10 protein-coding genes are annotated in these 13,616 nt (G+C 74.2%); 6 read left to right on the top strand and 4 right to left on the bottom strand.

The window, feature by feature from the left end; all coding sequences use genetic code 11:
- Positions 1-114: 114 nt before the first annotated feature.
- The 4 genes from ACFVIU_RS13955 to ACFVIU_RS13940 form a co-directional block, all read right to left on the bottom strand.
- The gene (locus tag ACFVIU_RS13955; RefSeq protein ID WP_385842620.1) at positions 115-2,394 is read right to left on the bottom strand and encodes a catalase; all 2,280 of its coding nucleotides are present in this window, start codon (positions 2,392-2,394) and stop codon (positions 115-117) included.
- A gap of 409 nt (positions 2,395-2,803) precedes the next feature.
- Positions 2,804-4,267: an aminotransferase class I/II-fold pyridoxal phosphate-dependent enzyme gene (locus ACFVIU_RS13950; protein WP_385842618.1), complete on the bottom strand. Its 1,464-nt coding sequence runs from the start codon at positions 4,265-4,267 to the stop codon at positions 2,804-2,806.
- Positions 4,268-4,398: 131 nt separating this feature from the next.
- Complete coding sequence (locus ACFVIU_RS13945; RefSeq protein WP_385842617.1) at positions 4,399-5,214, bottom strand: inositol monophosphatase family protein; 816 nt, start codon at positions 5,212-5,214, stop codon at positions 4,399-4,401.
- Positions 5,215-5,254: 40 nt separating this feature from the next.
- Complete coding sequence (locus tag ACFVIU_RS13940) at positions 5,255-7,042, bottom strand: RICIN domain-containing protein (RefSeq protein WP_385842616.1); 1,788 nt, start codon at positions 7,040-7,042, stop codon at positions 5,255-5,257.
- A 314-nt stretch (positions 7,043-7,356) separates the two neighbouring features.
- Here ACFVIU_RS13940 and ACFVIU_RS13935 point away from each other — a divergent pair, with 314 nt between their 5' ends.
- From ACFVIU_RS13935 to ACFVIU_RS13910, 6 genes are all read left to right on the top strand, one after another.
- A complete protein-coding gene (locus ACFVIU_RS13935) occupies positions 7,357-8,364 on the top strand; it encodes a Ppx/GppA family phosphatase (RefSeq protein ID WP_385842615.1) in 1,008 nt (335 codons plus the stop codon).
- Between the two features lie 84 nt (positions 8,365-8,448).
- Positions 8,449-9,435 (top strand): ABC transporter substrate-binding protein, encoded by a 987-nt coding sequence (locus tag ACFVIU_RS13930; protein ID WP_385842614.1) that lies wholly within the window; start codon positions 8,449-8,451, stop codon positions 9,433-9,435.
- Positions 9,432-10,223 carry an ABC transporter permease gene (locus ACFVIU_RS13925; protein WP_385842613.1) on the top strand — a complete coding sequence of 264 codons (792 nt, stop codon included), beginning with the start codon at positions 9,432-9,434 and terminating at the stop codon, positions 10,221-10,223. Before ACFVIU_RS13930 ends, ACFVIU_RS13925 begins: the two co-directional genes overlap by 4 nt.
- Before the next feature lie 59 nt (positions 10,224-10,282).
- Complete coding sequence (locus ACFVIU_RS13920; protein ID WP_385842612.1) at positions 10,283-11,224, top strand: ABC transporter permease; 942 nt, start codon at positions 10,283-10,285, stop codon at positions 11,222-11,224.
- On the top strand, positions 11,221-12,834 hold the full coding sequence (gene mdlC / locus ACFVIU_RS13915; protein ID WP_385842611.1) for a benzoylformate decarboxylase: 1,614 nt from the start codon (positions 11,221-11,223) through the stop codon (positions 12,832-12,834). The genes ACFVIU_RS13920 and mdlC overlap by 4 nt, the downstream gene beginning before the upstream one ends.
- A gap of 4 nt (positions 12,835-12,838) precedes the next feature.
- Positions 12,839-13,588, top strand: coding sequence for an ABC transporter ATP-binding protein (locus tag ACFVIU_RS13910; RefSeq protein ID WP_385842610.1), 750 nt, complete (start codon positions 12,839-12,841; stop codon positions 13,586-13,588).
- Positions 13,589-13,616 lie beyond the last annotated feature (28 nt).

The following is a 13,616-nucleotide window of genomic DNA, read 5'->3' as shown; positions in this document are numbered from 1 at the left end:
TCACAACCGCGCCGTGCGCCGCTCGCCTCTTCGGGTACGCCGTTCAGGGGGCCGTGGTTCACCGGGTCCGCGCCGAAGTGCCGTCTGCCGTCGCGTGTTTGTGCCGGGCGGCCGTCAGGCGGGGGTGGGGAAGCGTTCCCAGACCCGGTGGGCGCCGAGGAGTTGGGTGAGCTGCTGGAGCACCGTGGTGGCACCGTCGCCCGCGATGACTCCGGGGGCGTCGAGCGGGATGCCGGCCGCCTCCAGCGCACTCTCGCCGCCCTTGGAGGCACCGATCGCCTTGCCGTGCCGGTAGGCCTCCGCCAGCAGCAGTCCCACCCGGGGGTCGGGGGTGGCCCCGGAGGCGGCGGGCAGCCCGGCCTTGGCGTCGCGGGCGCCGTAGGCGTCGGTGCCGACGCCGGGTGTGCCGGCGACCAGGATGGCGTCGAACTCCACGGACCGGGCGGTGGCATAGCTGCGCTGGACGGTCACGGCGTCCGGGCCCGCGCCGAGCGTGCCGCCGGCGGGGGCGACGACGAGCGGGACCATTCCGCCGTCGAGCACCTCCTGGCGGACGGCGCGTACGCCGTCGAGGTCGCCGTCGGGGCCGGTGACGATGCCGATGATCCGGCCGTCGGTGGGCCAGCTGCGGCCGACCTGGGAGAGGGCGGGGCTGGGTGCGACGTCGGCGAGCGGCACGGTGGGCTCGGGTGCGGGCAGCCCGAGGCCGTCGGCGACGCCCGCGCACAGCTCGGGGTCGACATTGGCCAGCACCTGCAACGCCCGCTCGCGGATGGCCTGTTCGTAGCACTTGCCGAGTTCGAAGGTGTAGGCGCCGATGATGTGTTCCCGCTCCACCGGGCTCATGCTGAGCCAGAACCGGCGGGGCTGGCTGAAGTGGTCGGCGAAGGTCTCCGGTGCTTCCCGGACCTTGGCCGCCTCCGGCACCCGTACCGGCGTCTCGACATAGCCGCCGAGGTCGGCTCCGGCCGTGAACGGGCAGCCGCCGTCGAGGGAGTTGGGGCGGTAGGGGGCCACGCCCCGGTGCACGGCCGTCTGGTGCATGCCGTCGCGGAGCATGTCGTTGACGGGTGCCTGCGGCCGGTTGACCGGGAGCTGCGCGAAGTTGGGGCCGCCCAGGCGGGTGATCTGGGTGTCCAGGTAGGAGAAGAGCCGGCCGGACAGCAGCGGGTCGTCGGTGATGTCGATGCCGGGGACGAGATGGCCCGGGTGGAAGGCGACCTGCTCCGTCTCGGCGAAGAAGTTGGCGGGGTTGCGGTCGAGGGTGAGCAGGCCGATCGGCTGCACGGGGGCGAGTTCCTCGGGGACGATGTTCGTCGGGTCCAGCAGGTCGATGCCCTCGAAGGTCTGGTCGGGGGTGTCGGGGAAGGTCTGGATGCCGAACTCCCACTGCGGGTACGCGCCCGCCTCGATGGCGTCGGCGAGGTCGCGGCGGTGGAAGTCGGGGTCCATGCCGTTGATCAGCTGCGCCTCCTCCCACACCAGGGAGTGCACGCCGAGCTTCGGCTTCCAGTGGAACTTCACCAGGGTCGTGCCGCCGTCGGCGGCGACCAGGCGGAAGGTGTGGATGCCGAACCCCTCCATCGTGCGGTACGAGCGCGGGATGCCCCGGTCGGACATGTTCCACAGGGTGTGGTGGGTGGCCTCGGTGTGCAGGGTGACGAAGTCCCAGAAGGTGTCGTGGGCGCTCTGCGCCTGGGGGATCTCCCGGTCGGGGTGCGGCTTGGCGGCGTGCACCACGTCCGGGAACTTGATCGCGTCCTGGATGAAGAACACCGGGATGTTGTTGCCGACCAGGTCGAAGACGCCCTCGCTGGTGTAGAACTTCGTCGCGAAGCCGCGGGTGTCGCGGACGGTGTCGGCGGAGCCGCGGGAGCCCAGCACGGTGGAGAAGCGGACGAACACCGGTGTCTCGACGGCCTCGGCGAGGAAGGCGGCCCGGGTGACGCCGGCGGCCGTGCCGTAGCTGCGGAAGACGCCGTGCGCGGCGGCGCCGCGGGCGTGTACGACGCGTTCGGGGATGCGTTCGTGGTCGAAGTGCGTGATCTTCTCGCGCAGGTGGTGGTCCTGCAAGAGCACCGGTCCGCGCGGGCCCGCCTTCAGCGAGTGGTCGGTGTCGTACAACCGGGTGCCCTGCGCATTGGTCAGGTACCGGCCGCTCTGGGCGGCGCGGGCCTGCTCGGCGCCGGTGGGCTGTCCGGTCGGGGAGACCGTGTCGGGGCCGCTCTGGTCGGGCTTCGGGGGCAGCGGTTCACGGGCCTCGGTGGGTTCGGCGACCGGCGGGGACTCCGCGCCGGGCTTGCCGGGGATGCCGTCGCCGGGGCCGGTGCCGTCACCGTGCAGGGCGCCTGTCACCTTGTCCGCCGCGCGCTTCAGCGGGTTCGTCTCGCTCATCACTACCCGTTCCTTCGCTGGTCATGGGGGCGGGCCCGGCATGGGCGAGAGACTGTCCGACGCGCCGCGGCCACACCCGGGGCATACGGCCGGCACCGGGGACGGAGCAGGTCACAGGGGTGCGGCCGTCGTACCGAGGTCCCCGGGCCGGGGCGTCCGAAACCGGGAAGCGCGGACGTTTTCCCGGTCGGGGTGAAGTCGGGCCGTCTCCCATCGAATTGCCGGGAACAGCGGGCCCGCCGGACGCGCTCGTCCGGGCCCGGAGACCAGCGGCAGGGCCAAGTGCCCCCTGTCGAGCGATTGTTCGTCAGGAGGGCCGGCTTCTTGACCCGGGGCAGCCCGGTAGCCGGCCGCCCGCATACGCCACCCTAGGTGCTGCCCGGGGTGCGCGCAGGTCGGGACCGGCCGGTCAGGGGCGGGCCACCACCCGCAGGGTGTCCAGCGAGGGGTCGGCCGCCTCCGCGATCAGGAAGCCGTGCGCCACTCCGCTGCGCAGGAAGTCCAGCACCTCCTCGGTGATCACCTCGCCGGGCGCCACGACCGGCACTCCGGGCGGATAGGGGCTGATCATCTCGGCGGAGATCCGGCCCACGGCCCGGTCGGCGGGGATCTGCTCGGCGGGTCCGAAGAAGGCGTCCCGGGGCAGCAGGGCCTGTTCCAGCTCCAGTGCGCGGGGCTCCGGCAGCCGGACCTCCGGGCGGCGCTCGATGCTGTCCGCGTGCGCCACCAGGGCGCGTACGGCGTCCATGAGGATCTTCTCGGTCTCGTCGTCGTCCGAGTGGGTGATGGAGGCGTTGACCCGGCAGGTGTCGGAGCCGCCCATGTCGACGTGGCAGTGCTCGCGCAGCCACTCGGTGGCCTGCATGCCGCTGATGCCGAGGCCCCGCACATCGATGACGATCTTCAGCGGGTCGAACTCGGCGGCCAGCCCCTCCTCGATCACCTCGCCGCCCATCACCCGCAGCCCCGGCAGCTCGCGCAGCCCGGCCCTGATCCGCTCGGCGCGGTGCAGCGCGGCGTCCAGCAGTTCGTGGCCGTGTTCCGCCATCTGCCGCCGCCAGCCGTCGAGGGCGGCGTAGACCAGGCAGGAGGCGCTGGTGGTGCCGAGCAGGTCCTCGCGCTGTTTGAGCACGTCGGGCGCGATCCGGTCGCCCTGGAGATGGAAGACCGAGCTCTGCTCGATGGCGCCGCCCATCTTGTGCACGCTGGTGACGACGAGGTCGGCGCCGGCGTTCATGCCCCAGACGGGCAGATCCGGGTGGAAGGGCAGATGGGCGCCCCAGGCCTCGTCCAGGATGAGCGGCACGTCGAAGGCGTGGCAGACGTCCGCGACGCCCCGGACGTCGGCGCAGGTGCCCCAGTCGGTGGGCGTGATCAGCAGCATGCCCTTGGCGTCCGGGTGCTCGCGCAGCCGGTCGCGGACGTCGTCCGGCTCGGGCGGGTGGGCCATATGGCGCTCGGCGTCGAACTTGGGGTGCACCCAGATGGGCTCCACCCCGTTGATGATCACGCCGGCGATGACGGACTTGTGCGCGTTGCGGGAGAGCAGGAGCTTCTCGCCCGGGCCGGCGACCGAGAGCATCGCGGTCTTGACCGACAGGGAGCTTCCGCAGGTGGAGAAGAAGGCGTGTGTGGCGCCGACGGCGTCGGCCATCAGCTCCTGCGCCTGTGCCACGACGCCCTGGGACTCGCGGCGGTCGTCCAGCCCGTTGAGGGTGAGCACGTCCGAGCGGAACACGTCCAGGCCGAGGACGTCGGCGACCCGTGGATCGGTACCGCGCCCCTGTTTGTGGCCCGGTGGACCGAACACCACGTCTCCGCGTCGCCGGAACGCCTCCAGGGCTTCCAGTACGGGGGCGCGCGAGTGATCCATGACGGTCCTCCTGAGACGGTCGGGACCGCACCGACCGTGTTGGACCGCTCGCGCACCCCACACCCCGGCTCGGCCCCACGCACCCGGCCGGAGGGCCCGTGTCCGAGCGCTACGACGGCCCCCGCGCGGGGTCAGCCACCCAGCTCGCTCTGGTTCTTCACGAGGTCCAGCAGCGCCGCGTGGGTCTCCGCGTCGGCCGCCGCGATCAGGCCGCCGGAGCCGCTGTGCAGGGGTTCGCCGCGCAGGTCGGTCACCGTGCATCCGGCCGCCCGGCACAGCGCGATGCCGGCCTCGAAGTGCACGCTGTCGCGCAGGTCGCCGTCGGTGACATAGGCGGCTCGGCGGCCGGCGGCGACCCAGGCGACCGCGAGGGTGCTGGAGATCACCCGGGGCCGGAAGCGTTCGGTGAAGCCGGGGTCGGCCAGCAGGCGGACGGCGCGGAAACCGGGGGCGTGGGGAAACGGCGGGTCGAGGTTGACGTCGACCAGCGTGGAGGCGGCCGAGGGCGTCAGCTCGGTGTCGGTGCCGTCGTGGCGCAGCCGGGCCCGCTCGCCGTCGGTCCAGTAGACCTCGCCGCTGAACGGGTCGGCCGTGGCCGCGGCCGTGATCCGGGTGCCCTCCCGCAGGGCGACGTTCACCCCGACGAGCATGGTGCGCACGGCGTAGTTGAGGGTTCCGCACAGCGGGTCCACCAGCCAGCGCCGGGGTGCGCCGTCGGCTCCCGTGCGGCCGCTCTCCTCGCCCGTCACGGCGTCATCGAGCCGGGCGGCGCGCAGCACGTCCAGGATGGCCCGCTCGGCGGCGACGTCCGCCTCCGTCGCGAAGTCGCCGGCGGACTTCTCGTAGCGTGCGAGCCTGCCGCCGTACAGGTCCCGGACGACGGTGGCGCCCGCCTGGGCCGCGCGTACGGCCAGGTGGGCGTCGGTTTCCCCGTTGATGATCGACATGGCGGCAGGATAGCCATAACCCGTGTGGGGTCTGCGGGAGTTACGGCCGGCCGGGGACGAGGGAGAGGGTCTGTTCCGCGGCGCTGCGCCCGCCGCCGACGGAGCTGCCGCCGGTGTCGGTCCAGGTGCGCAGCGGAGTGGTCTCGGCGCGCCGGGCGGAGGTTGCGGAGAGGCCGAGCACCAGGCCGCTCCAGCGGTTGACGAGACGGTAGGTGCCGGGGCCGGAGGCGATCAGGAACCACTCCTGTCCGACGGCCGGTCCGCCGGCCGGGGCGGCGGTGACGGTGGGCCTGGTGCCCCAGGCGCGGCCCGCCGGGGTGGAGTCGACGCCGAGCAGCCGGCCGGTGGCGGTGTTGGTGAGGGTGTAGGCGCCGTCGCCGGTCGGGGTGAACCGCCAGGTCTCGCGGGCGGTGCCGGCGGGCCGGGCGAGCGAGGTGGTGGCGGAGCCGAGGGCGGACTGGGCGAGGACGCGGCCCGTGCCGCTCGCGATGCGGTAGCCGCGGGTGGTGTCCACGGGCGGGGCGGCGGGCGCGGAGGAGTCGACGGTGAGGTCGACGTACTCGCCGGAGGCGTCGTGGGAGCAGCCGAAGGCGCAGTAGGAGCGGAAGGTGCGGCCGACGATGGTGGCGCTGGTGCGGTTGGCGCGGTCCAGGAACCAGCGGTACCAGGAGGCGGTGGTGTAGCCGCCGGTGTCGCCGACGAGGTGCCACTTCTGGGTGGTGAGGTCGTCGGTGGCGTAGAGGTACTGCGGTGAGCCGCCGCTCTGGTCGACGGCCTGGGGGGTGCCGAGGTACAGGCCGAGATAGGCGTCGTAGGTGATGTTCATGACGAACAGCGGCGAGGTCGGGGGCATGGTGCCGGCCGCGATCTGCTCGGCGGCGGTGCCGGTGTTGGCCGGGTCGTACTCGGCGGTGACCGGGGTGTAGCCGGTGGGGTGGCCGGCGTCGGCGGGGACGATATTGCTCTCCCGGCCGCCGGTGCCGGGCTGGGACCAGGCGCCGTCGTACCACTTGCGCCAGGAGCCGGGCGCCATCTTCGCGGAGATAGGGGCGCGGGCCACGTGCTCGTAGAAGGCCTTCCAGCCGCCGCTCTTGTCGATGATCCGCGAGCCGTAATAGACGTAGAAGTAGCCGGAGGCGGTGTCCACGAACAGGCGCTGGTCGCCGTCGCCGTAGGAGTACGTCTGGTTCGGGAAGGCCGTCGTGTCGCCCCGCCGGGTGCTGTACGGCGAGGTGATCACGTGGTCCTCGATGGTCCAGGTGCGGCCCCGGTCGGTGGAGACGGCGTAGTCGATGGCGTCGTAGTGCAGCCGGTCGCCGAAGGGCTGCGGGGTGAACTCGTTGTGCACCAGGCCGTACCAGTCGCCGGTGTCCGGGTCGACCCACACGCCCGACAGGTCGCAGTAGTTCTTCTGCGCGTAGCCCGATCCGCCGGGGGCGTACGTCGCCTCGCGTCCCGTCGGGCTGTTGTTGCACCGCCAGGTGGTGTCGTCGTTGCGGTCGGCGGGGTCGGCGGGGTTCACCGCCTTGCTGAGCGAGGCGTCGAAGCGGGCGGTGTCGAAGTCGGTGCCGGTGTAGAAGTCCCAGGTGCGCGGGTCCTGGGCGCCGTAGAGGGCGGCGGACTGCTGGTAGTGGAAGGTGCCGTCCCGGTCGATGTAGGGGCTCGCGGGGGTGTCCGTGGGGTGGGGGAACGGCACCGGGGTGCCCACGGTCACGCGGTAGGCGGCGTCCCCGGGGGACGCGGCCGTCGCCGGGGACGCGGCGGTGCCGCCCAGGGCCAGGGCGACCGCCGCGGCGACGGCGCCGCCCGCTCTGCTCAAGAGTCGCACGGGTGCTCCTTGGTGCCGAGGTGTGCCTTGGTGTTGTCCGGACAGGTTGCTGAGACGATCCGGCCGGGACGGCTTCCCCGGCAATGGACTCCCGTGCTCCGCCTCTTGCACTTTCGCTCGGGCGCGGGGCCGGAAGCAGCCCCTGACGCCCGGTCATGGCGCGCGCGGGGCGGGGAGCCTCCGGCGCCCGGTTCAGGTCCCGCGCGCCAGTGGTCTGCCGCGCACTGCCCCAAAGCCGCCCGGAAGGGCCCACCGTGCACCCCGCAGGCGGGCGGCTGACGGGTGGGCGGCGGGGAAGTGGGTACGTCCCGGCCATGCGGGTGAGCGTGGTGGATGCGGGTTCGAACACGGTTCGTTTGGTGATCGCTGATGTGGAGGGCGGTGTTCCGCTGCCGGTGCACACCGTCAAGTGGAAGCTGCGGCTGTCCGAACACGCCGGTGCGGACGGCGCGATCGCCGACGAGGCGGTGGAGCGGCTGGTGGCGGCGGTCGCCGCGGCGGCCACCACCGCGCGTCGGTGGGGTGCGACGGGTCCGCTCGCCTTCGCGACCGCGGTGGTCCGGGGCGCCCCGAACCGGGAGGACGTGCTGGGGCGCGTGGCGGCCGGAACGGGGGTCAGGATGTGCACCCTGCCGGGCGAGACGGAGGCGGAGCTGACGTTCCTGGCGGCGCGCCGCTGGCTGGGCTGGCACGCGGGCCCGCTGGCGCTGCTGGACATCGGCGGCGGCTCGCTGGAGGTGGCCTTCGGCCGGGGGCGGCTGCCGGACTTCGCGGCCTCGCTGCCGCTCGGCGCCGCCCGGCTGACCCGGGAGTACCTGGGCGCGCAGGATCCGCCGGGGCCGGCGGAGCTGAAGGAGCTGCGCCGGCGGGTCCGGCACGATCTGCGCGACGTGGCCGCGCGGATCCGCTGGGAGGGGCCGCGCACCGTCGCGGTGAGTTCCCGTACCTTCCAGCAGCTGGCCCGGCTGTGCGGGGCCGCGCCCGGGCGGTACGGCCCGTTCGTACGGCGTGAGCTGCACCGCCGGGATCTGCGCGGGGCGGTGGGACGGCTCGCCGCGCTGCCCGCCGCGGAGCGCGCCGGGCTGCCCGGCATCTCCGCGCCGCGCGCCGCGCAGAGCCTGGCCGGGGCCGTCGTCGGGCACACCGCGTTGCAGCTCATGGGGGTGCGCCGGGCCATGGTCAGCCCGTGGGCGATCCGCGAGGGTGTGCTGCTCCGCTATATCGAGGACGGCGCCGACTGGTGGACGGACATCGCCGCATCGCCCGAGACGGCGGCACCGGCGCCCGCGGCGGCGCTGCGCATCGCCGGTCCCCGGGGGTGAACGGCGCGGATTCCCAGCACGGAGCAATGACGGAGACCCGCCGACATGTAGCGATCATGACAAAAGGAGGGTAGGCATGCCCGTATGGCATCCCGTAGGGCGTTCACGGCATTACGTCGATCACGATCGGGAACGAAACGGCTCGCCGTCCTCGCCGCCGCCGCGGCCCTGCTCCTCGCGGGCTGCGACAGCGGCGGGACACCCGCGCACGACGGACGGCAGCGGCTGACGGTCGCCGCCCTGCCGCTCACCGACTCGGCGGCCCTCTATCTCGCCCGGGACCGGGGGCTGTTCGCCAAGGAGGGCCTGGACGTGCGCATCCAGCCCGTGCAGCAGAGCATCCAGGCACTGCCCGCGCTGCTCAAGGGCCAGGTGGACGTGATCGCGAGCGCGAACTACGTCACCTACTTCCAGGCGTACGACAAGGGCACCCTGGACCTGCGCATCCTCGCCGAGGGCGTACGGATCGCCCCGCACATGATGGACGTCCTCGTGTCCAGGGACTCGGCGCTCAGGAAACCGTCCGACCTCGCGGGCAAGAAGGTCGCCGTCGCCGTGCTGAACAACATCCAGTCCCTCACCCTGAACGCCGTCCTGGACGCCGAGGGCGCCGGCCGGCCCGTCTACCGGCAGGTCCTCTTCCCGCAGATGGGACCCGCGCTGGAGCGGGGCCAGGTGGACGCCGTGCACGCGGTCGAGCCCTTCGACACCGCGATCCAGGGCACCTCGGGCGCCCGGGTGCTGCTGGACGGCGGCTCGGGACCGGCCCGGGGCCTGCCCGCCAGCGGGTACGTCACCACCGCCACCTTCGTGACGAAGCATCCGAAGACCGCCGCGGCCTTCCGGCGGGCGATCGAGGCCGCCTCGAAGCTGGCCGCGGACGACCCGGGGGCCGTACGGGCCGAGCTGCCGAAGTACACCAAGGTCACCGCGGAGCAGGCCGGGTCGCTCCATCTGCCCGCCTACCCGGCGACCGCCGACACCGGCCGGCTGCGCCGCCTGATCCGGCTCATGCGCGACCAGGGCATGCTGACGAAGGACATCGATCCGGCCCCGCTGCTGGTCATATGACGCGCCGCCGGGAACTGCTGCTCGGCCTGCTCGGCGCGGTGCTGGCCTTCGGCGTCTGCGAGGCGGTGTCCAGGGCAGGCCTGGTACGACGGACCTATCTGCCGCCCGCCTCCGAAGTCCTCGTCCGCGCCGTGCAGTTGGCGGGCGACCGGTCCTTCCTCGACGGGGTCGGCGTGACCCTGCGGGCGTGGGCGCTGGGCCTGGGCCTGGCCTGCGCGGTCGCGGTACCGCTCGGGCTGCTGCTGGGCGCGGTGCCGGTCGTCGAGGCCGCCGTGCGCGCCGTCGTCGAGTTCCTGCGGCCGCTGCCGTCCGTGGCGTTGATCCCGCTGGTGTCGCTGCTGCTCGGCTCGGGCACCGGGACGGAGGTGACGCTGATCGCGTACGCCTCCGTGTGGCCGGTGCTGTTCAACACCGTCTACGGTCTCGGCGAGACCGACCCGCTCGCCAAGGACACGCTGCGCGCCTTCGGTTTCGGGCGGCTCGCGGTGCTGCTGCGGGTCGAGCTGCCCGGCACCGCACCGTTCATCGCCGCGGGGGTGCGGATCTCCGCCGCCGTCGCGCTGATCCTCGCCGTCGCCACCGAGCTGCTCTCCGGTTTCGGGCAGGGTCTCGGCATCTTCATCGCGCAGGCCGGGACGGACCCGGACGGCACCCGGGACGTGCTGGCCGGGGTGGTGTGGGCGGGTGCGCTGGGGCTGGTGGTCGACGGCGTGCTGGTGGGCGCGGAACGGCGGCTGTTCGGGTGGGCGCGGGAGTCCGGGCGGCCCGCGGAGGGGGCGCGGGCGTGAGAGACGGGGGTGCGGGCGTGAGAGACGGGGGCGCGGGCGTGAGAGACGGGGGCGCGGGCGTGAGAGACGGGGGCGCAGAAGAGAGCCGGAGCGGGAAGCGGGCGCTGGGCCGGCGGCCGTACGGCTGTGGGACGGGCCGCTTCGGGGCCGGCATCCCGGTGCCGGGCGCCCGCGGCACGCGGCGCGCCCGTGCCGGTGCCCGCCGCTCCGGCGTCCCCTTCCTGCTGCGCTGGTCGGTGCTGCTGCTCGCCCTGTGCGGCTGGGAGGCCGCCGCCCGGGTGCGGAGGAGCGTCTACTTCCCGCCGCCGCTGCGCATCGCCCGGCACGCCCGCGACCTCTGGTTCTCCGGGCCCGCCGGGCGGCTGTTCCTGACCCCGGCCGCCGTCGACACGATCCTGCCCAGCCTCGGCCGGATGGCGGCCGGGTTCGGGCTCGCCGCGCTCGCCGGGATCGCCCTCGGCGTCGCGGTGGGCCGCTCGCGCGGGGCGTACGCGCTGTGCAACCCGGTGCTCCAGTTCGCCCGTGCGGTGCCGCCGCCCGCTCTGGTGCCGGTGTTCGTCGTCGTGTTCGACTTCGGTACGCCGATGCAGGTGGCGTCGATCGCGTTCAGCGCCGTATGGCCGGTGCTGGTCAACTCGGCGGAGGGTGCCCGGGCCACGGACCCGCTGCGGCTGGACGTGGCCCGGGTGCTGCGGCTGACCGGGCCCGAGCGGCTGTGGTTCCTGCTGCTGCCGTCCGCGCTGCCCAGGATCTTCGCCGGGCTCCGGCTGAGCCTGTCGCTGAGCCTCGTCCTGATGGTGTTCTCCGAGCTGCTGCCGGGCAGCGACGACGGCATCGGGTTCACGCTCACCGACGCCCAGACCCGCTCCGACCTGCTGACCGTGTGGTCCGCGCTGCTGCTGCTCGGCGCGCTCGGGTATCTCCTCAACACCGGCCTGCTGGCGGACGAGAGACGGCTCGTCGGCACCCGGCCGGCCGGGTCCGGAAGGGAGACGGCATGACCACCACCACGGTGCGCGAGGCGGTCGTACGGTTCCTGCGGGACACCGGCATGACCACGGTGTTCGGCAACCCCGGCTCCACCGAGCTGCGGATGTTCCGCGACTGGCCGGAGGACTTCCGCTATGTGCTGGCCCTCCAGGAGTCCGTGGCCGTCGGCATGGCGGCCGGGTATGCGCTCGGCACCCGGCGCGCGGCCTTCGTCAGCCTGCACTCGGCGGGCGGGGTCGGGCATGCGCTCGGCGCGGTGTTCAACGCCTTCCGGGACCGGGTGCCGCTGGTGATCGTGGCCGGCCAGCAGGCGCGTTCGCTGCTCCGGCTGCGGCCGTTCCTGGGCGCCGACGAACCGGCTCTGTTCCCGCGCCCGTACGTGAAGTACGCCTGCCAGCCGGAGCGGGCCGAGGATGTGCCGGCCGTGCTCGCCGAGGCGTACCGGACGGCGCTGGCGCACCCCCGCGGGCCGGTGTTCGTGTCCGTGCCCGAGGACGACTGGGACCGGCCCGCCGAGCCGGTCGCGCCGCGCGCGGTGCACGGCGGGTTCACGGCGGACCCGGACGCGCTCGCCGCGCTCGCCGCGCGGCTGGCCGGCTGTGCGCGCCCGGCCCTGGTGGTGGGCCCGGGCGTGGACGACGAGGACGCGCTGGAGCAGGTGCGGGCGCTGGCCGAGCGGATCCGGGCCGGGGTGTGGATCAGCCCGCTGTCCGGCCGGTCCGGGTTCCCGGAGACGCACCCGCTGTTCCAGGGCTTCCTGCCACCAGTGGCCGGGCAGCTGGCCGCGCGCCTGGCGCCGTACGACGTCGTGGTGGCGCTCGGCGCCCCGCTGTTCACCTACCACGTGCCGGACGACGGGCCCCGGCTGGCGCCCGGCACCGAGCTGTTCCACCTGGACTGCGACCCGGAGCCGGCGGCCTGGCTGCCCGTCGGCACCAGCCTCGTCACCACCCTGCGGCCCGCTCTGGCCCGGCTGGCCGAGCTGGTGCCGAAGCGGCCGGACCGGGACCCACCGCCGCCCCGCCCGGCGGCGCCGCCCGCGCAGGCCCCCGACGGGCACATCACGCCGGAGCTGTTCTTCGACCTGTTGCGGGCCCGGCTCCCGCGCCACCGCGTCCTCGTCGAGGAGGCCCCCAGCCACCGCGACACGCTCCATGCGCGGGTGCCGGTCGAGCGCGGCGGCGGCTTCCTCACCACCGGCAGCGGGGCGCTCGGCTGGGGCCTGCCGCTCGCGGCCGGCCGGTCGCTCGCCGACCGGCGCCGGCTGGTGTGCGTGGTGGGTGACGGCTCGGCGATGTACTCGGTGCAGGCCCTGTGGAGCGCGGCCCGGCACGCGGTCCCGGTCAGCTATGTCCTGCTGGACAACGGCGGTTACGGCGCGGTGCGGGCCCTCGGCCGGCGGATCGGCGTGGCGCCGGTCCCGGGTACGGACATCACCGGCATCGACTTCGCCGCCCTCGCCGAGTCGCTCGGCTGCCCGGCGGCCCGGGTCGCCCACCCCAGGGAGCTGCCGGCCGCGCTGGACCGCGCGCTCGGCCCGGGCGACACCGCGGGCCCCTTCCTGCTGCACGTGCGGGTCACCGGCAGCACGGGCACCCTGTACGAGCCCTGGGCCGGGTGAGGGGATGCTGCGCCTGGACTCGGTGGGCAGGCACTTCGGGGACCAGCACGTCCTGGACGGGATCAGCCTCACGGTGCCCGACGGGCAGCTCCTCTGTGTGGTCGGGCCCTCGGGCTGCGGCAAGTCCACGCTGCTGCGCACCATCGCCGGGCTGCTGCCCGCCCAGGAGGGCACGGTCACGCTGGACGGGACGCCGGTGACGGGCGTCCCGGACCGGCTCGCGGTGGTCTTCCAGGAGTACGGCCGCTCGCTGCTGCCCTGGCTCACGGTCCGCGACAACGTGGCCCTGCCGCTGCGCCGCCGGGGCCTCGGCCGGGCCGCCCGCCGGGCCGAGGCGGAGGCCATGCTGGAGCGGGTCGGCCTGCCCGGGGCCGCCCGCCGGCACCCGCGGGAGCTGTCCGGCGGGATGCAGCAGCGGGTGGCCATCGCCCGTGCCCTGGTCTGCCGGCCGGCGCTGCTGCTGATGGACGAGCCGTTCGGCTCCCTGGACGCGCGCACCCGGGAGGACCTGGAGGACCTGCTCCTGGAGGTGCACCGCGCCGACGGGCCGACCATCGTGTTCGTCACCCACGACATCGACGAGAGCGTCTACGTCGGCGACCGTGTCGTGGTCCTCTCCCCCGGCCCGGGCTCCCGGGTCGTACGGGACCTGCCGGTCGGCCTGCCCGCCGGGCGCGACCAGCTCACCACCCGCGGGCTGCCGGACTTCGTGCGGCTGCGCACGGAGGTGGGACGGGCGGTGCGCGGCGGCTGAGGCATCCTGGTGGCCGTATCCGGATGCG

It is taken from the genome of Streptomyces sp. NPDC127190 (assembly GCF_042672505.1).
Classification (GTDB): domain Bacteria; phylum Actinomycetota; class Actinomycetes; order Streptomycetales; family Streptomycetaceae; genus Streptomyces.
This window is presented reverse-complemented; position numbering and strand designations above follow the sequence as displayed.